15 protein-coding genes are annotated in these 17,649 nt (G+C 72.6%); 9 read left to right on the top strand and 6 right to left on the bottom strand.

Annotation, left to right across the window (positions count from 1 at the left end; all coding sequences use genetic code 11):
- Window positions 1-137: 137 nt before the first annotated feature.
- Both ASD16_RS02890 and ASD16_RS02885 read left to right on the top strand, forming a co-directional pair.
- Entirely contained in the window at window positions 138-665 is a 528-nt protein-coding gene (locus ASD16_RS02890; protein WP_055912560.1) for an RNA polymerase sigma factor, read from the top strand.
- Window positions 662-1,906 (top strand): hypothetical protein, encoded by a 1,245-nt coding sequence (locus ASD16_RS02885; RefSeq protein ID WP_055912557.1) that lies wholly within the window; start codon window positions 662-664, stop codon window positions 1,904-1,906. The genes ASD16_RS02890 and ASD16_RS02885 overlap by 4 nt, the downstream gene beginning before the upstream one ends.
- A 78-nt stretch (window positions 1,907-1,984) precedes the next feature.
- Here ASD16_RS02885 and ASD16_RS02880 read toward each other — a convergent pair whose 3' ends face one another.
- Window positions 1,985-2,416 carry a hypothetical protein gene (locus ASD16_RS02880; RefSeq protein ID WP_055912554.1) on the bottom strand — a complete coding sequence of 144 codons (432 nt, stop codon included), beginning with the start codon at window positions 2,414-2,416 and terminating at the stop codon, window positions 1,985-1,987.
- A gap of 74 nt (window positions 2,417-2,490) precedes the next feature.
- On the opposite strand from ASD16_RS02880, the gene fdhD reads away from it, so the two are divergent.
- From fdhD to ASD16_RS02850, 6 genes are all read left to right on the top strand, one after another.
- Window positions 2,491-3,333 (top strand): formate dehydrogenase accessory sulfurtransferase FdhD, encoded by an 843-nt coding sequence (fdhD, locus tag ASD16_RS02875; RefSeq protein WP_055912551.1) that lies wholly within the window; start codon window positions 2,491-2,493, stop codon window positions 3,331-3,333.
- Window positions 3,333-5,633 (top strand): FdhF/YdeP family oxidoreductase, encoded by a 2,301-nt coding sequence (locus ASD16_RS02870; RefSeq protein WP_055912548.1) that lies wholly within the window; start codon window positions 3,333-3,335, stop codon window positions 5,631-5,633. Before fdhD ends, ASD16_RS02870 begins: the two co-directional genes overlap by 1 nt.
- Before the next feature lie 114 nt (window positions 5,634-5,747).
- Window positions 5,748-6,926, top strand: a complete 1,179-nt coding sequence (locus ASD16_RS02865) for a DUF1611 domain-containing protein (RefSeq protein WP_082570562.1) — start codon at window positions 5,748-5,750, stop codon at window positions 6,924-6,926.
- Window positions 6,923-8,026, top strand: coding sequence for an alanine/ornithine racemase family PLP-dependent enzyme (locus ASD16_RS02860; RefSeq protein WP_055912545.1), 1,104 nt, complete (start codon window positions 6,923-6,925; stop codon window positions 8,024-8,026). The genes ASD16_RS02865 and ASD16_RS02860 overlap by 4 nt, the downstream gene beginning before the upstream one ends.
- A 56-nt stretch (window positions 8,027-8,082) precedes the next feature.
- On the top strand, window positions 8,083-8,454 hold the full coding sequence (locus ASD16_RS02855; RefSeq protein WP_055912542.1) for a helix-turn-helix transcriptional regulator: 372 nt from the start codon (window positions 8,083-8,085) through the stop codon (window positions 8,452-8,454).
- Window positions 8,451-10,121, top strand: coding sequence for a SulP family inorganic anion transporter (locus ASD16_RS02850; protein WP_055912537.1), 1,671 nt, complete (start codon window positions 8,451-8,453; stop codon window positions 10,119-10,121). Before ASD16_RS02855 ends, ASD16_RS02850 begins: the two co-directional genes overlap by 4 nt.
- A gap of 24 nt (window positions 10,122-10,145) precedes the next feature.
- Here ASD16_RS02850 and ASD16_RS02845 read toward each other — a convergent pair whose 3' ends face one another.
- On the bottom strand, window positions 10,146-10,997 hold the full coding sequence (locus tag ASD16_RS02845; RefSeq protein WP_055912534.1) for a hypothetical protein: 852 nt from the start codon (window positions 10,995-10,997) through the stop codon (window positions 10,146-10,148).
- A gap of 165 nt (window positions 10,998-11,162) precedes the next feature.
- On the opposite strand from ASD16_RS02845, the gene ASD16_RS02840 reads away from it, so the two are divergent.
- Window positions 11,163-11,990 carry a PhzF family phenazine biosynthesis protein gene (locus ASD16_RS02840; protein ID WP_055912530.1) on the top strand — a complete coding sequence of 276 codons (828 nt, stop codon included), beginning with the start codon at window positions 11,163-11,165 and terminating at the stop codon, window positions 11,988-11,990.
- A 102-nt stretch (window positions 11,991-12,092) separates the two neighbouring features.
- Here the strand turns inward: ASD16_RS02840 and ASD16_RS02835 are convergent, their stop codons facing one another.
- The 4 genes from ASD16_RS02835 to ASD16_RS02820 all read right to left on the bottom strand — a co-directional run bounded on the left by ASD16_RS02835 (window position 12,093) and on the right by ASD16_RS02820 (window position 17,562).
- Window positions 12,093-12,989, bottom strand: a complete 897-nt coding sequence (locus ASD16_RS02835) for a phospholipid scramblase-related protein (protein ID WP_082570561.1) — start codon at window positions 12,987-12,989, stop codon at window positions 12,093-12,095.
- Window positions 12,990-13,129: 140 nt separating this feature from the next.
- Window positions 13,130-13,933: a hypothetical protein gene (locus ASD16_RS02830; RefSeq protein ID WP_055912528.1), complete on the bottom strand. Its 804-nt coding sequence runs from the start codon at window positions 13,931-13,933 to the stop codon at window positions 13,130-13,132.
- A 165-nt stretch (window positions 13,934-14,098) separates the two neighbouring features.
- Entirely contained in the window at window positions 14,099-15,406 is a 1,308-nt protein-coding gene (locus ASD16_RS02825) for a glycosyltransferase (protein ID WP_055912526.1), read from the bottom strand.
- Window positions 15,403-17,562 (bottom strand): glycosyltransferase, encoded by a 2,160-nt coding sequence (locus ASD16_RS02820; protein ID WP_055912523.1) that lies wholly within the window; start codon window positions 17,560-17,562, stop codon window positions 15,403-15,405. The genes ASD16_RS02825 and ASD16_RS02820 overlap by 4 nt, the downstream gene beginning before the upstream one ends.
- Window positions 17,563-17,649 lie beyond the last annotated feature (87 nt).

The following is a 17,649-nucleotide window of genomic DNA, read 5'->3' as shown; positions in this document are numbered from 1 at the left end:
GCGTCCGCCGGAACCAGGAGCGGGGCTACCGCAGCGCCGCGACGGGGTGAACATGCCGCGCCGCACAACCGATCGGCCCTCCCGCACGTCTGGGGGCACAAGGATGTCGGGGCTGCAGGGCACGAGAGAGGTGATCCATGGGTGACGAACGGCTCGCCGGCCTGGTCCGCGAACGAGGACCGGCGCTGACGGCGTACGCCTACCTGCTCACCGGCGACGACGCGACCGCACAGGACGTCGTCCAGGAGGCTCTCATCCGGACGTTCTCCCGGCGCCGGTCCGGTGCCGACGTCGAGTGGCTCGAGGCGTACGTCCGACGCGCCATCCTGCACGTGTTCCTCGACGGCTACCGCAGACGCCGACGCTGGCTCGGGCTGGTCCCGCTGGTCGCGGACCGCGGACCGGCACCGGACGGACCCGACACCACCGCCGTCCGCCGTGCCGACATCGCCCGGGCTCTGGCGTCGCTCCCCCCGCAGCAGCGGGCAGCCGTGGTGCTCCACTACGTCGACGACCTCGCGGTCCGTGACGTGGCGGACCGCATGGGCGTGTCCCCCGGGACGGTCAAGCGGTACCTGTTCGAGGCACGGCAGAACCTGAGCCCGCTGCTCGGCGACAACGAGGGTGACCGCATCGACGTCACGACGATCCGGAGGACACGATGACCGACGACTTCCGCAGGGGACTCGAGGAGCTGAGTCTCGAGGTCACCGAGCGCCACCGCCGCCGGCCGGGTCTCTCCGTCCCGCTCATCGCCCGCGCAGCCCGCGGCCGGCGTCGCCGGCACGAGTCGCTGATCGCGGCCGGGTCCGCGGCCGCACTCGTCCTGGTCGCGCTCACGGGTTCCGCGCTCCTGGACCGAAGCGCTCCGGCACCCGCCCCGCCGGCGCACACCACGACGCCGACACCGTCCGTCGAGCCCTCGAGCACACCGACGGCGACCGCGACCGCCCGTGCTCTCGCACCGAAGGGACACACGTCGGAGCCTGACGCCTGGGTCATGACCGACGACACCTGGGACACGGTCGGTCCGGGGTGGGCCCTCACCCTCTTCTCGACAGTCACGGTCATCCCCGGCGAGGACGACGGCACCTTCGACCCGGCGGGTACGCAGGCCCTCTTCCTCGTCGCACCGGACAGCGCGACGTACCGCCTGTCCTCGCTCCCGGCCGACGGCGGCGGCGAGATCATGTGGTGGGACGCGACGCAGCGCAAGGCCTGGCTGTACTTCAAGGGCCTGGGCGAGAGCTGGTGGTACACCGAGGTCGACCTGCGCGACGGGAGCCTCAGCCCGTTCCGCCTCGGCCCGACGTCCCACGACGCGGCGCCGATCCTCCAGCAGGCGGACGGTCGCGTGCTCTGGGCCGACGCGGACCCGCACTTCCCGACGGGCGTCCACGGGCTCTACTGGCAGACCACCGACGGCACCATCACCCCGCTCGCCGGGGACGAGATCGAGGGAGACGTGTGGCTCGACCCCGTCGCCCACGACGTGGTCGAGTTCCTGGCACGTTCGGTGGACGGGTACGAGCTCACGAGCATCGACCTGACGAACGACTCGACCGCGAGCGGCCCGCTCGGTGCCGCGCCGGAGGGCAGCTCCGAGTGCGGTCTCACGCACGTCCTCGCCACCTCCGCACTCGTCTCCTGCAGCGGCGCCGAGCCGTTCGGGTGGCGGACGTATGACGTCGCGGGCCGGACCTTTGCCGAAGCGGCCGACGTGGAGCCGTCGGACGAGCTCCTCCAGGGCATGCTCATCTGCGGTGCGCTCGAGCTGCCGTGGAGCGCGGGCGGCCGAGAGCTCGACGCTTCCCTGGCCGCACAGGGCTGGAGCGATGCCTGGGTTCTCCCCGCCACCCCCGGCGCCCCGCTCACCGTGCCGAAGAAGTCCTCTGCCTCCTGCTGAGGAAGTCTCTCGGCGCGGTCGCCGGGGGTGTCGGCGTGCTCTGCAGCGGGGGCCGCCGCGTACGCGGGACGTGCGTGCTCAGCCCTCGACCGGGCGTTCCACGCCCACGCAGTACACGAGCTCCGGCGCGTCCGACGTGCCCGGGGGGTAGTGGTCGAACTGCCACCCGGTGCAGGTCGCCGTGCGGTCCGGGCGGTCGACGAAGCTGTGGTGCCGGTCCACGACGGTCGGCGCGAGCACCGCCGCAGCAGCGACCACCACCACGGCGCAGCCGATCCCGGCCACCGTGCTGCGCCGCGTGAGCGCGCTCGTCCCGGCGAAGACGGCGCAGGCCGCGAGCACCGTGGCCGCCAGCGCGGCGATCACCGCTCCGAGCCCCGCCTCGCCCATCGGGCCCTGCGTGTTCACCAGGTAGGCCCACGACACCGTCCCCGTCCACCAGGCGGCGGCCGCAGCCGCGATCACGGCGGGGAGGCGGCGAAGCGCACGCGGCGCAGGGGCGTCGTCCATGCCCGCAGTATGGCGACGGCGGCCGGTGGGGCGACGCACCACTCCGCGGGCGGCCCGACGAGCGATAGTGGGGCATGGCAAGAATCACGGCCCGTCGACGGGTGACGCGCATCGACCTGGACACCGGCGTCCACCGGGCCGAGGACGTCCTCGCTGCCGAGGAGCCCCTCGAGATCCGCGTCGGGGGACGGTCGCTCGCCGTCACCATGAGGACCCCCGGCCACGACGTCGAGCTCGCTGCCGGGTTCCTCGTGTCGGAGGGCGTCGTCACCGCCGCGGACCACGTCGTCGCGGCGCGGTACTGCGCCGGCGCGACCGACGAGGGCCTCAACACCTACAACGTCCTCGACGTGACGCTCGCGCGCGACGTCCCCGCACCGGACCCGTCCCTCGAGCGCTCCTTCTACACGACGTCGTCCTGCGGGCTGTGCGGCAAGGCCAGCATCGACGCCGTCCGCACGCACTCGCACTGGACGGTCGACGCCGACGAGCTCGTCCTGCCCGCCGACCTCCTGGCGACGTTCCCGGACCGGCTCCGCGAGCACCAGGACGTCTTCGACAGGACGGGTGGGCTGCACGCCGCGGCCCTGTTCGACGGTGCGACGGGCGAGCTTCTCGTGCTGCGGGAGGACGTCGGTCGCCACAACGCCGTCGACAAGGTGGTCGGGTGGGCGCTGACCGGGGGCCGGCTGCCGCTGCGCGGCACGGTGCTCATGGTGTCGGGCCGCGCGTCGTTCGAGCTCACCCAGAAGGCGCTCATGGCGGGTATCCCCGTCCTCGCGGCCGTGTCGGCGCCGTCGTCGCTCGCCGCCGACCTCGCGCAGGAGTCGGGGATCACGCTCGTGGGCTTCCTGCGGGGGGCGTCGATGGTCGTGTACTCCCGGCCGGAGCGCGTGCTCGTGCGGGTGCACGCCTGATGGCCCGCGAGCCCCGGTTCACCGTCCGCCCACCCGAGGCGTGGGCCGTCGGGCTCCCCTCCGTCGTCAGTGCGATGGGCTACGTGCTCGACGGGCTGGGTCCGAGCCGCGCGCTGAGGCTGCTCACCAAGGTGAACCAGAAGGACGGCTTCGACTGCATGAGCTGCGCGTGGCCGGACCCGGACCATCGCGGGAGGGTCGAGTTCTGTGAGAACGGTGCGCGCGCGGTCGCGTGGGAGGCCACCACGGCGACCGTCCCGACGTCGTTCTGGGCCGAGCACTCGCTCACCGACCTGCGGGACCGGTCGGAGTACTGGCTGGGCCAGCAAGGCCGGCTCGTCGAACCCGTCCACAAGGCCGCCGGCAGCGACCACTACGTCCCCATCAGCTGGGTCGACGCGTTCCGGCTGGTCGCCGACAAGCTGCGCGGGCTCGACTCGCCCGACCAGGCCGCGTTCTACACCAGCGGTCGCACGGCCAACGAGACGGCGTTCGTCTACCAGCTCTTCGTGCGCGCCTTCGGCACCAACAACCTGCCCGACTGCTCCAACATGTGCCACGAGTCGACGGGCACCGCGATGCTCGCCACGGTCGGCGTCGGGAAGTCGACCATCGCGTACGACGACTTCGCGCAGTCGGACCTGATCATCGTCATGGGGCAGAACCCCGGCACCAACCACCCGCGCATGCTGACCGCGCTCGAGAACGCGAAGCGGCACGGCGCGACGATCGTCTCGGTGAACCCGCTGCCGGAGGCAGCACTGCGGCGCTACAAGAACCCGCAGACCGTGCGCGGGGTCCTCGGCCACGGGACGGACCTGGCCGACCAGTTCCTGCAGATCCGCAGCGGCGGCGACATGGCGCTCCTGCAGTGGATCTCCCGCCGGGTCCTGGAGGCGGAGGACCGCGCCCCCGGCACGGTCCTCGACCACGAGTTCCTCGCGGAGCACACGCTCGGCCTCGACGAACTGCGGACCCACCTCGCAGCGCTCGACGAGCAGGAGGTGCTCACGGCCACCGGCCTGACCGTGGCTGAGATGGACCGGCTGGCCGAGCGCTACCTCGCCGCCGACCGCGTGATCATCACGTGGGCGATGGGGCTGACGCAGCACCGCAAGGGCGTCGACACGATCAAGGAGATCATCAACCTCCTGCTGCTCCGCGGGAACATCGGCAAGCCGGGCGCGGGCGCCTCCCCGATCCGCGGGCACAGCAACGTGCAGGGCGACCGCACGATGGGCATCTGGGAGCGGATGCCGGACAGCTTCCTCGACGCCCTCGGTGCCGAGTTCTCGTTCGAGCCGCCGCGCCGGCACGGGCTCGACTCCGTCCAGTCGATCGAGGCGATGCGCCGCGGCGAGATCAAGGTGTGGTTCGCGCTCGGGGGCAACCTCGTGGCGGCGATCTCCGACACCGCGGCGGCCGAGGCCGCGATGCACGGGACCGACCTCACGGTGCAGGTGTCCACCAAGCTCAACCGGTCGCACGTGGTCACCGGCGCCGAGGCGCTGATCCTGCCGACGCTCGGCCGGACCGACGTCGACCTGCAGGAGACCGGACCGCAGTTCGTGTCCGTCGAGGACTCCGTGTGCGCCGTCCACGCGACGCACGGACCCCTCCCGCCCGTCTCGGACCTGCTGCTCTCCGAGGTCTCCATCGTCACGCGCCTCGCCCGGGCGGTGCTCGGCGACGACGGCCCCATCGACTGGGCCGCCTTCGAGCGTGACTACGACACCATCCGCGACTCGATCTCCCGAGTCGTCCCCGGGTTCGGCGACTTCAACGAGAAGGTCCGTCGCTCCGGAGGCTTCGTCCTGCCCAACGGCCCCCGGGACTCCCGGACCTTCCCGACGGCGACCGGCAAGGCCATGCTCACGGTCAACGACCTGGTCCCCGTCGAGTGCCCGCCCGGCCGCCTGATCCTGCAGACCATCCGCTCCCACGACCAGTTCAACACCACGATGTACAGCCTCAACGACCGCTACCGCGGCATCCGCGGTGGCCGTGACGTCATCCTGGTGAACCCGGAGGACCTCGTCGACCTCGACCTGGCCGACGGGGACCGCGTCGACATCCACAGCGAGTGGCCCGGCGAGCCCGACCGGTCGCTGCGCAACTACCGCGTCGTCGCGTACCCGACGTCCCGCGGCTGCGCCGCCGCGTACTTCCCCGAGGCGAACGTGCTGATCCCCCTGGCCAGCACAGCGCTCGGCAGCAACACCCCCGTGTCGAAGGCGATCGTGGTCCGGCTGGAGCGGCGAACGGGCGACGATGCAGGGAAGTCGGTGCCGAGCGGCTAAGGTCGGGCTCGCCGGCAACTTTGCCGGCACTCAGTGCAGACCACTCGTTGACCGTTGGGCGCATCGCCCGGCCACGATCCCGTCGCCTCCTCTGAGCCTTCTCAGAGGGACCACATGTCTGCGCTCACCAACAGCTCCTCGCTGCCCCACGCCTTCCGGAGTCTCGACGAGACCGCCCCGGCCGAACCCTTCGCCCTCCCGGTCGGCTCGACCGCGGTCGTCTACTGCGAGGGCCAGTTCGGGGAGCAGGACGGCAAGACCGGCAACGGCCTGGTCCGGCACTCGGAGAAGTACGAGATCCTCTCCGTCATCGACAGCAGGTGCGCCGGCACCGACGCCGGGACGTTCCTCGACGGGGTCCCGAACGGCATCCCCATCGTCGCCACGCTGGGTGAGGCGATCGCCGACGCCGGGCCGGTCCCCGACTACCTGATCTGCGGTCTCGCGCCGGCCGACGGCCTGCTGTCGCAGGAGCAGCGGGTCGTGCTGCTCGACGGGATCGCCCAGGGCATGCACGTCATCAACGGTCTGCACGAGTTCCTCAACGACGACGCCGAGTTCGTCGCCGCCGCCCTTCTCGCGCGGGTGACCATCACCGACGTCCGCCGCCCGAAGGACAAGCGTGACCTGCACCTGTTCTCGGGGCGGATCTTCGACGTCACCTGCCCGCGGATCGCGGTGCTGGGTACCGACGGCGCCATCGGCAAGCGGACCACCGCGACGCTGCTGGTCCAGGCGCTGAACGCCCGAGGGATCCACGCGGTCATGGTCGGGACGGGCCAGACCACGCTGATCCAGGGCGGCAAGTACGGCGTCGCCCTGGACGCCCTGGTCCCGCAGTTCTGCTCCGGCGAGGTCGAGCACCAGGTCGTCGCCGCGTTCGAGGGCGAGAACCCCGACGTGATCGTCGTCGAGGGGCAGGGCGCGCTGAGCCACCCGGCGTACCTGACGTCCGGGCACATCCTGCGAGGCAGCCGCCCCCAGGGTGTGATCGTGCAGCACGCACCGAAGCGCGAGGTCCTCGGGGACTTCCCGATGATGCCGATGCCGACCGTGGCCAGCGAGATCGCGCTGATCGAGGCGTTCGCCGACACCCAGGTGATCGGCGTGACCATCAACCACGAGTCGATGACCGCAGCCGAGCTCGACCAGTCCATCGACGACCACCGACTCGAGCTCGGCCTCCCGGTCACCGACCCGCTGACCCGGCCGGGCCAGGACCTGGTGGACATGGTCCTGCGCGCGTTCCCCGAGCTCGCACCGAAGGCGGAATCCTCCACGTCGATCCGGTGAGCGCCCCACGGATCGAGATCGACCTCGACCTGGTCGAGCGCAACACCCGTGTCCTGGTGGACCGGTTGGCCGCGCGCGACATCCGGGTCCTCGGGGTCACCAAGGCCGTCCTCGGCTCGCCGCGGGTCGCTGCCGCGATGCTCGCCGGCGGAGCCATCGGCCTGGGTGACGCCCGGGTCGAGAACCTCGCCCGCCTGGACGGTTCGGTGCCACGGACCCTGATCCGCTCCCCCATGATCAGCCAGGTGGGGCAGGTGGTGCGCACCGCGACCGCCAGCCTCAACACCGAGCCCGCCGTCATCGCCACGCTCGACGACGCCGCGACGCACGCGGGGATCCGCCACGACGTGATCCTCATGGTCGAGCTCGGCGACCTCCGCGAAGGCATCGCCGTCGACGACGTGCCGGCAGCGGTCCGGGTCGTGCTGGCGTCGCGGTCGCTGCGGCTGCGCGGCCTCGGCACGAACCTGGCCTGCCAGAACGGGGTGGTGCCCGACGACGCGAACATGGACGTCCTGCACCGGCTCGTCGACCGGACCGAGGCGCACCACGGCATCACGCTCGACGTCGTCTCCGGCGGCAACTCCGCCGCCCTGGAGTGGGCGCTGACGACGGCCCGGCTCGGACGCACCGACGAGCTGCGCCTCGGCGAGTCGATCCTGCTCGGTACCGAGCCCCTCCGCCGTACACCGATCGCCGGCCTGAGCACGAACGCCTTCGCCCTGGTGGGGGAGATCATCGAGGTCGCCGACAAGCCCGCGCGCCCGTGGGGCACCCAGGCGCTGGCCACGTACGGCGAACCTCCGGCCCACAGCGCGCGAGGCACTCGCCGCCAAGCCATCGTGGCGCTCGGCCGCCAGGACGTCGACATCGTCGGCCTCCTCCCGCCGGACGGGATGTCCGTGCTCGGGATGAGCAGCGACCACCTGGTCCTCGACCTCGGCGACCACCCGATGACGGTCGGCGACGAGCTCCGCTTCGGGCTCGGCTACGGCGCACTCGTCAGGGCCATGACGTCACCGTTCGTCACCCGCGTCGAGCGCCAGGTCCTCGCGACACCGGACACGCTCGGACCCGTGGCGGGCTCCGCTCGTCGCTGATGCCCTCCCGCTCCTCGGTCAGGGTCGACCGCTGAGCACGATATGATGACTTCATCATGTCGCACAGTCAGCCGTACTCGCGCAGCCAACGTCCGCTCTACGAGGTGAAGGCAGGCCTGTTCAAGGGCCTGTCGCACCCGATCCGGATCCGCCTCCTCGAGCTGCTCGCCGACGGCGACGAGCACACCGTCGCGGAGCTCCAGGCACAGACCGGGCTCGAGCCGTCGCACCTGTCGCAGCACCTGGCCGTCCTGCGCCGCCACCGCCTCGTCGAGTCCGACCGGCGCGCGAGCCACGTCCACTACAGGCTCGCGCACCCGGACGTCGCCGATCTGCTCGCCGTCGCCCGCCGGCTGCTCGTCGACATCGTGACCACCGACGGCGCCCGGCTCGACGACGTCGCGGGACTGCCCGCCCTGTCCCGATGACGCGGGTGCGGGCAGCTGCGCAGCGTCTTCTCCCGGGCCGCTCCGACTACGCCGAGCTGCCGCGCTCGTGGCGCACCGACCTGCTCGCAGGGCTGACGGTCGGCATCGTCGCCCTCCCGCTGGCGCTCGGGTTCGGCATCGCGTCCGGTGCCGGCGCCGAAGCAGGGCTCATCACCGCGATCGTCGCCGGCCTGGTCGCGGCCGTGTTCGGCGGCTCGCACGTGCAGGTGTCCGGACCGACCGGCGCCATGGTCGTCGTCCTGGCACCGATCGTCGCGACCCACGGCGCGGGGGCCATCGCGCTGGTCACGCTCATGGCCGGGGTCGTGGTCGTCCTCGCCGGGGTCGCCCGGCTGGGCAGGGCCGTGTCGTTCATCCCCTGGCCCGTCATCGAGGGCTTCACGCTCGGCATCGCCGCCATCATCTTCCTGCAGCAGGTGCCCGCCGTCACCGGCGCGAGCGGGCAGGCGGGACCGCACACCAACGTCGTCGCCTCCGCGGTGAGGTCACTGACGAACGCCGATCCCGCCACCCTCGCGTGGTCGCTCGCCGCCGTGGGGATCGTCTCGGCCTGCATGCTGGGGCTCCCCCGGCTGCGTCCGGGGATCCCCGGATCGCTCGTCGGCATCGTCGTCGCAACCGTCGCGGCGCAGGCCCTGCACGCCCCGCTCGCGACCATCGGCGCCCTGCCGCACAGCCTGCCCGCCCCGTCGATCCCGCTCCTCGACCCGGCGACGATGCAGGCGCTCCTGCCGGCGGCGCTCACCATCGCGGCACTGGCCGCCATCGAGTCGCTGCTGTCCGCGCGGGTCGCCGCCTCCCTCACCGACACCGGCGCGTACGACCCCGACCGCGAGCTCGTCGGCCAGGGCCTGGCCTCGCTCGCCGCGGGTCTGTTCGGTGGCATGCCGGCCACCGGGGCGATCGCCCGCACCGCGGTCAACGTCCGCTCCGGCGCGCGAACCCGGGCCGCGGCAGCGACGCATGCCGCCGTGCTGCTCGCCGTCGTCCTCGTCGTCGCGGGCCCGGTCGCCCACATCCCGCTCGCCGCGCTGTCCGGCGTGCTGATGGTGACGGCCGTGCGCATGGTCCACGTCGCGACGGCCCGGTCGATCCTGCGCTCGACCCGCGCCGATGCCGCCGCCTTCGTCGTCACGGCCGTGGTCACGGTCTCGGTCGACCTCATCGTCGCCGTCGGCATCGGGGTCGTCGTCGCCGGCGGGTTCGCGCTGCGCGGCCTCGCGCGCTCGGCGGGTGTCGCCCGCGAGCCGGTGCCGGGCGAACCAGAGCTCGGCGACGAGCAGATCGCCGTCATCCGCATCGACGGTCCGCTCTTCTTCGCAGCCGCCGACCGGGTGCTCGACGAGGTCACGGGTCTCGACGGCGTGACCGTCGTCGTGCTGCGCATGTCGCAGCTCGAGCTCGTCGACGCCACCGGAGCGCACGTGCTCAGCGAGATCGTCCAGCAGCTCGAGGCCCGCGGCGTGACGGTGCTCATCAAGGGGGTGCGCGACGGGCACGTCGAGCTGTTCCGCACCGTCGGCGTCCTGGACGCGCTGCGCCATCACGAGCACCTGTTCGACGACCTCCCCGCCGCCGTCGCGCACGCTCGCGACCACGTCCGCCGGGCCGGCTACCCGCTCACCGACGACGCGGCGGCCGCCTGACGCACCGGTCGCGATCCGACGCCGCTACCCGAGCGTCACCGAGATCACGACGTCGTCGCCCGCCGCGATGCTCACGTCGGACACCGTGACACCGGCAGGAAGCTGCGCGGCAAGGTCGATCTTCCGGTCGGCCTCGGCCGCGACCTTCGACCGGAAGGGCCCGAGGAATCCCTCGACGATCGGGTTGCTGCTCGAGATCGTCGTGTCGCCGACCTCGAGCACCAGCGACCGGTCGATCGAGGCCGACGCGGTCACGGTCACCCCCGCACGCAGGAAGCTCCGCTGGACCTTGGCATCTGCACGGACGGCCAACGCGCGAGGTCCGCGGTTCTGCAGGTCCAGGTCGAGCGCCGTGAGCGTGAAGCCCTTCTCCTGGAGGACCCCGGTCAGCACCGTCCGCACCGCGGCGACCAGATCCCGGTGCGCGACGGAGATGCGTGCCGTGCCGACCACCGGCTCGGCGTCCGACGGCTGCCGCACCTCGACGTAGACCTGGTCGTCCGCTCCGACCACCCAGTCGAAGCGGACGTCGCTCGCCGCGATGTCCACCTGGGCGGGGACACCCCTGACCGACACCGGGTGTGCGACGACCTCCAGCCTCCGGATCGTGCCCGGGACGCGGTGCACGACGCCGACGGGCGGCGCCGCGGCGGACACGGCCTTCAGCCGTTGGTCGTCGACGGTGAGCCCCGAGGCGTCGACGCGCAGGGACGCGATGTCGGCACCATCGAGCTCAGCCGCTACCCGGACCCCGCCGAGCCCTCCCACCCCCGGCTGCGCGAGGGTCGCCAGGAGGTCGCCGATCCGACGCTCGACCTCGGCACCGCTCGACGGCACGGGGGCGGCGCCGAACGGGACGAGCAGGGTGTCGGTCATCGCAATGCTTCCTTCTGTCGGGGTCGACCCCGTCCGCGTGCCTCAGGACGGGTTGCTGTCCCGATCGAAGCACAGGCCGCCCGGCGGCGCCGAGGCGTCGGCCGCAAGGCCATCGCCCTCCGTTTGGCTATCGCGGTTTCGGGTGTCCGCGGGCACGATCGGCGGATGGAGACTCTGCGGTACCGGGCGTTCACCACCGCCGAGCCGAACCCACGATCGGGGAACCCGGCCGGCGTCGTGCTGGACGCCGAAGAGCTCGGCGACGCCGACATGCTCCGGATCGCGGCGGACCTCGGCTTCAGCGAGACAGCGTTCCTCACCGCGATCGAGGCCGACGCGGCGCGTGTGCGCTACTTCACCCCACGCGCGGAGATCGCCTTCTGCGGGCACGCGACGATCGCATCAGGGGTCGCCCTGGCACGGCGCCGGAACGCGGCTCCGGTGGTGCACCTGGCGACGAACGCCGGCCTCGTCCCCGTGGAGGTGTCCACGGAGCGGGCGACCCTGGTGGCGGTCGACACCGAGGTCGAGGAGCTCGACGGCGGGCTCCTCGACGAGCTTCTCGCCACCCTGCGGCTCGACCGGAGCGACCTCGACCCGGTGCTGCGTCCCGCCCTCGTGCACGGCGGCAACCTGCACCCCCTCGTCCCGGTCCGGGCAGGCGTCCTCGAGCGCCTCGACCACGACGCCGAGGCGGTGCTGGCCCTGCAGGACGCGCAGGGGTGGGACGGCACGGTGCCGGTCGTCCAGCGCCTCTCGGCGACCCGCTTCGCCTCGCGGAACCCGTTCCCGCGGGGCGGGATGCGCGAGGACCCCGCGACAGGGTCAGCGGCGGCCGGTCTCGGCGCGTACCTGCGGGCAGCCCGGCACCTCGACACCCCTGCCGTGCTCACGGTCGATCAAGGGGCAGAGACCGGGCGGCCGTCGCTCCTCGTCGTCGAGGTCCCGCGCCAGGGCCGCGTGCGCGTCAGGGGGACCGCGGAGGAGATGTGATGTCCGCACCGGACAGCGAACGCAAGGAAGCTGTCCGCCTGGAGAATCGGAGCGGACACACCCTGCCAGCACTCGGCGGCCTGTCTCCCGCTTCGCACGTCGTCACCTGGACGACCGATGACGCCACTCGCCGTCCTGCTTGAGCGCGGTGTCGACTGCGAGCGCGGCCCCGACCACCAGTGAACGCAACGGTTCTTCCAGCGGCCGATGTATCTCCACGACGTAGTTGTCCGCCTTCGTGAACCGCTCCTTGACCAACCCTGCCCACGTCTTGGTGATCCTGGCGATCTCGATCCCCTGCGCGTCCTGGACGCTGAAGTCCCACGCACGCCAGCTCTCTGCGTTGATCGAACCGAGCGTCTGGCCTGCGGACTCCAGGCGGAACCGGACGTTGTACTTTCCCCCGAACGCGCCGGCCAGGAGCCCGAGGTTCTCCTGGACGATCTCGCCCACCTGCCTGCCGTCGGCGCCCACGAGAACGAACCTCGACTTCCAGACCTTGGCCGGCCGGGTGATCGTCATGAGCGCCCGGCCGTCCACGTCGACGATCTGCAGCCTGCGCGTCCCGTTCTCGCCACCCATCATCGCTCGGGAGACGCTGTGGCCCTTCTCCCGAACAGCGCCGATCCTCCGGCCGCGCTGGTCGAACACCCCGAACTCGGACTTCGTGCCGAAGAGCGTGGCTCTCTGGTTGACGACAAGTACCGACTCGGTCAAGAGCGTTCCGCCGCCGATGGCGTCGCTGTCGACACCGAGCTTGCGCACCTGTCGCTGAACCTTCTTGCTCGCCGGGGCCGCGGTCGGTGCCGCGGGAGCGGCAGGCGCCGGTGATTCGATCCGAGCGACGACCGGTGGCCTCGGCGGCGCGGCGAGGGGCGGATCGATTGCCTGACCCCCAGCCGACCCGACGTGCTCGGTCCATCGGCTGCCGTCCCAGTAGCGGTGCTCGTAGCGGCCGTGGGGGTCGGGATACCAGTTCGCCGGCGCGGTCTGCGACATGTGCGGAGTGTAGGAGCAGCCGCAGATGATTCCGGCACCTCGCTTCCCCGACGCGCTGAGCAGCAGGAGCCGGCCCAACCGCCCGGTTGCCCGTTGCGCGGATCGGACCGCTCGCCCGGATCACTCTGCGATGTCGACCCTCACCAGCGGTCCATGACGATCGATCCGAGCACCGAGCACAGCTCACGGACGTCCTGCGCCGACGACTCGGGTCGGAAGGACGCGTCGATGGTGAGCGGCGAGCGGTCGACGTCGACGAGCAGGACGATGTCCGTCTGCCCCGCGACGTGGTTGTCGTTCGGTACGTCGTAGCCCGGCCAGGCACGGTAGGCGCCCTCGTCGCAGGTCGCGATGTCGAGGTCCGCGGGCACGGTCAGCTCGAACCGCACCGCGAGCGTGCCGTCCTCCTCGGTCGGGTCGGCGATGACCACGGTCCGTGGCTCCGAGGCCTCGCGATCGTGCTGCGCTGACAGACCGAGCTCGGGGTAGTGGGCCAGAGAGATGGAGGCGCCGTCAGGATGGTCGTGGTCGGCCAGGTCGTGCGGACTGAGCTTCTCGTCCCGCCGACAGGGATCGGGGTACACGCCGGCCGTCGTCCAGAAGCTCAGCGCCACCTCGTCCGGCTGGCCGAGATGCTTCCCGATGTAGACGTCACCCACCTCCCACCCCGGAGGAAGGGTGTACTCGAGCCACCGGTAGTCCGGGGCCGGCGCGCCAACCGCGCCACGACGCGGGTTCTCGTAGCGGTGCACGGTTCCGTCCGCCACCGGCTCCGGGCGTGGACCGTCGAACGCCGGAACGACGAACATCTCTGTGCTCGCTGTCGACGGCTGCACGACGGTCGGGTGCTCCGCAGGGAGCGTCGGCTCAGCGGCGTCGTCCGGGCCGGCCGGTGCCGTGCACGCCGATGCGGCCGCCGCGACGGTCAGGAGCGCGAGGACCATCGCCCGCCGTCGGCACACGCGGTGGGGCTCCGGCCTGCGAACCGTCGACCCCGAGAGGCCCATGAGCGCAGCCTGGCCCTCCGCGGCCGGCTCGTCAACGAATCCTGACAACCAGGACATATCCACCAGCGGGGCGTCGAAGCCACGCGACACCCAGGCGTTGGCTCAGCTGATCGCCGAGGCGCCGACTGCCCGGAGCGCCCTGGCGGGTCCCGGGTCCGCGGCGAGGGAACCTGCCGCGGACGCGAGGAGCTCGGCGCCCGCGCCGGTGAGGCCCAGCAGCCGCAGGAGCGCTTCGCGGACCTCACGGACCGAGGCCCGGTTGGGGTCGAGCACCTCGCCGACACCGACGCGCTCGATGGCCGCGGCACCGGCGAACTGGTCGGTCGAGAACGGCAGGACCAGCATCGGCGTCGCGGTGCCGACGGCCTCGGTGACCGAGTTGTTGCCGCCGTGCGTCACCAGCACGGCCGCCTGGCGGAGCAGACGCACCTGCGGGAGGTACTCGCGCACGAGCCACCCGGCGGGCAGCTCGCCCAGCTCGGAGACAGGGGTCGCACCGCGGGCGATCGCGGCCCGCACGCCCGCCTCGCGCAGCGCCGAGACGACGGTCCGCAGCACGTCGGAGCGGACCGAGAGAAAGCTGCCGAAGCTGACGTAGACGAACGGCTCCGCGTCGCCGAGCCACGCGTCGACCTCGGGGTCGGCAGGCTCGGCACGCAGGCTGCCTCCCAGGTAGCTGTTCGGTGGGAGGTGCGCTGCGCGCTCGGGCGCCGCCAGCGCCTCCGGGTAGTGGAAGAGCACGAGCGAACCGTGCAGGGCGAAGGCGTCGTCGACCGGCGCCTTCCCCGGGTCGAGCTCGGCGCCGGCCGTGTTCCACTCGACCGTGAAGCCGGCCGCCACCCTCCGGCACAGCACGTCGAGCTCGGCCAGCTCGTCCGGGTCGGGGTGGAACGCGCGCGGCCACTGCGGGGGCCTGCCGTAGACCTCGTCGCCCACCGGCAGGGCCGTCGGGTGCCCGAGGACGACATCGGCGTAGGGCACGTCACCGGCCCACAGGCCGAGGCGCGCGCTGTACGCGAGGTGGTCGACCAGGATGGCGTCGGGGCGCACGGCCTCGACGACGTCGAGGGTGGCGCGCGCCTTCTCGACGGGCCGCCACATGAGGTCGACCAGCCGCTCCCGCGCCTGGTACGCGAGAGTCGGCACCATTCCGTGCCGGGTGGCGTCGAAGAAGCCCCGCAACGAGTCCGCCTCGTCGTCCGGCTGCTTCTCCGCCCGGATCACCCCGGGGTTGGACCCGCGGCCGAGCTGCAGCAACGCCGTCTCGTAGCCGAACGAGGCTGCGATGCCCGCGGTGGCCTCACCGCTGGCGACGACCACACGCTTCCCCGCGTCACGCCACGCAGCGCCCAGAGCGGCCAGCGGGATCAGGTGCGAGGCGTAGTCCGGGCTGATGATCAGCAGGGTCATCCGGGGCCGACCAGGGCCGACCGGTCCGCGATCTCGTCCGCCGCGACCCGTCGGTAGAGGTGCCCGAGCGTGTCTGCCATGCGCTGGATGGTGAAGCTCTGGGCGACCGTCGAGCGGGACCGGTGCGCACGCCGATCGTCCGTCTCGGCGAGCGAGGCGTCGAGCGCGGACCCGATCGCCGCGCGGAGACGGTCCGCGTGCCAGGTGGCGGTGAGGAAGCCGGTGTCGCCCTCGTCCACGTAGGTGGCCGGGCCGCCGCCGTCGGGCGCCACGACGACGAGACCGGACGCCATCGCCTCGAGCAGCGCGATGCCGAACTCCTCCTTGAGGCTCGCGCACACGTAGATCCCGTGCGGCGCGCTGCGTCCGGGCAGCCCCGTGCGCGCGGCCGCGACCCAGCGAGCGACCACGTCGTTGGGTCGATGGCCCGGGAGCAGCAGCCCGGCGTCGGCGCGCCCGGTGGAGGGCACGACGGCATCGATGAGGTCCAGCTGCTCGCGCTCGTCGGCCGACGGGTGCTCCAGGTCACCGCCGACGACGAGCAGGTTGGCCCGATCGCGCAGGTCGCCGCTCGCCCACGCCTGCACGAGCGTCGCGACTCCCTTGACCCGGTGCAGGCGTCCGACGCTCACGATCAGGGGCAGCGGCCGGCGCTCGCTCGGCAGCGCGTCGACCAGGTCGCGAAGGTCGGCCAGCGCGTCCGTCGGCTCGCCGCCCGCGGCGTACGCCTGCGCCTCCGCCACGGCGCGGTCGACGACGACGAGGTCCACACCCTCCGGCACGATCGTGTGCCGTTCCGGGTGCGCCAGGACGTCGATCCCCACCAGCTCGCGCATGTCACGCTGCAAGGCCGGACGAGGGAACAGGACGGTGTGCGCGGCGTTGGCGGCCAGCCGCTGCACGAGCCGCGCGCGGAACCAGAAGTGCTCTGCTGCGTCGACCTCCCCGAAGTTCTGCCGGGTCAGGCGGCCGGCCAGGTCGAGCGACTGGATGACGGCGTGCGGGTCGGGCGCGACCGTGAACACGGTGGGGATGTCGAGCTCGCTCGCGACGTCGGCGGCTGCCAGGCTGCCGACATCCGCCATCCGCAGGTGGACCAGGTCGACCCCGCCCGCGGCACGCAGGACGCGCCGGATACCCCGTCGCGCGGCCACCCGCAGCGACCAGGCGGCGGCCATCGGAACCGGCTCGTGACGAAGCGGGACGCGACCGTAGTGGTGCCCGCTGCCGTCCAGCGCGCGCAGGTCGGCGACGGCCTCCGCGACCGATCCCCGCGAGATGGTGATCACCCGGTCCACCGGCCGCGTGCGAGGGCTCGGGGCGACGAGCGCGTCGCCGAGCCGCACCAGCAGCGTCGCGATCCCGCCGTTGTCGCCCGCCCCGGCGGCGGTCAGGCCCGCGTCCACGTCGGCGTGCAGGAACAGCTGGGCGACGGTCAGCCCGTGAGCCGCGGGCTCCCGCCGCCACGACGCGGCAGCCTCGATGTCGACGAGGGAGAGCCTCGCGACGTCGGCCAGCTCGTCGTCCCGGGCGGCCAGGCCGTGGAGCAGCCCGACGACCGCGCGGTCACCCGGGCGCTGACCGAGCGCGGCGACGGCAGCAGTGCGCACCAGCTCGTCCTCGCCGGTGTCGCCGGCGAGCTCGAGGAGCGTCCGGACGGCGACGGCGTGCCGCACGAGCCCGAGGGTCTCCACCACACGGGCCCGCGCCTCCGGCTCCCGCACCCCGAGCAGCGCCGCCTCGAGCCCGACCGCCACGTGCTCCGGGGCGCCGGCGGCCCACTGCTCCAGCGTCCGCTGGGCGAGCATCCCGCCGAACCCGCCCACCTGGGTCATGCCGATGAGGCGCGCGACCGCGTCCGCGCGGGGAAGCCCCGAGCCCAGCACCCACGCGGCGTGCTCACGCACGAAGGGCCGGTCGTCGGACAGCAGCCGCGCCACCGCGCGCGATGCCTCGTCGTCGCCGATCTTCCCCAGCGCGTGCACCGCGGCGATCACCACCAGCTGGTCGGCGTCGAGCAGCGCGCCCCGGAGCACCCGGATCGTCCGGACGCCTGGGTCACGGGTGCTCTCGAAGGCGAGGTCGTCGGCGAGCCGCATGCCGTCGACGATGCGCGTCGCCGCACGCAGCTCATCGAGCGAGGTCTGAATGCCCACGGGGTTCCTCTGCGTTGTGGTGCTGGGCCGACACGACCGTCGGTCCAGCACGGCCGATGCTAGGTCGGCTGCCGCGGACCGGCCTGT

Source organism: Cellulomonas sp. Root485, from assembly GCF_001426705.1.
GTDB lineage: Bacteria > Actinomycetota > Actinomycetes > Actinomycetales > Cellulomonadaceae > Cellulomonas.
The sequence above is the reverse complement of the archived record's forward strand: the minus strand, read 5'-3'. Positions and strand labels throughout refer to the sequence as shown.

Coding starts and splice junctions, on each gene's coding strand:
- ASD16_RS02890 (WP_055912560.1), top strand. CDS start 138: ATGGGTGACGAACGGCTCGCCGGCCTGGTCCGCGAACGAGGACCGGCG.
- ASD16_RS02885 (WP_055912557.1), top strand. CDS start 662: ATGACCGACGACTTCCGCAGGGGACTCGAGGAGCTGAGTCTCGAGGTC.
- ASD16_RS02880 (WP_055912554.1), bottom strand. CDS start 2,416: ATGGACGACGCCCCTGCGCCGCGTGCGCTTCGCCGCCTCCCCGCCGTG.
- fdhD (WP_055912551.1), top strand. CDS start 2,491: ATGGCAAGAATCACGGCCCGTCGACGGGTGACGCGCATCGACCTGGAC.
- ASD16_RS02870 (WP_055912548.1), top strand. CDS start 3,333: ATGGCCCGCGAGCCCCGGTTCACCGTCCGCCCACCCGAGGCGTGGGCC.
- ASD16_RS02865 (WP_082570562.1), top strand. CDS start 5,748: ATGTCTGCGCTCACCAACAGCTCCTCGCTGCCCCACGCCTTCCGGAGT.
- ASD16_RS02855 (WP_055912542.1), top strand. CDS start 8,083: ATGTCGCACAGTCAGCCGTACTCGCGCAGCCAACGTCCGCTCTACGAG.
- ASD16_RS02850 (WP_055912537.1), top strand. CDS start 8,451: ATGACGCGGGTGCGGGCAGCTGCGCAGCGTCTTCTCCCGGGCCGCTCC.
- ASD16_RS02845 (WP_055912534.1), bottom strand. CDS start 10,997: ATGACCGACACCCTGCTCGTCCCGTTCGGCGCCGCCCCCGTGCCGTCG.
- ASD16_RS02840 (WP_055912530.1), top strand. CDS start 11,163: ATGGAGACTCTGCGGTACCGGGCGTTCACCACCGCCGAGCCGAACCCA.
- ASD16_RS02835 (WP_082570561.1), bottom strand. CDS start 12,989: ATGTCGCAGACCGCGCCGGCGAACTGGTATCCCGACCCCCACGGCCGC.
- ASD16_RS02830 (WP_055912528.1), bottom strand. CDS start 13,933: ATGGTCCTCGCGCTCCTGACCGTCGCGGCGGCCGCATCGGCGTGCACG.
- ASD16_RS02825 (WP_055912526.1), bottom strand. CDS start 15,406: ATGACCCTGCTGATCATCAGCCCGGACTACGCCTCGCACCTGATCCCG.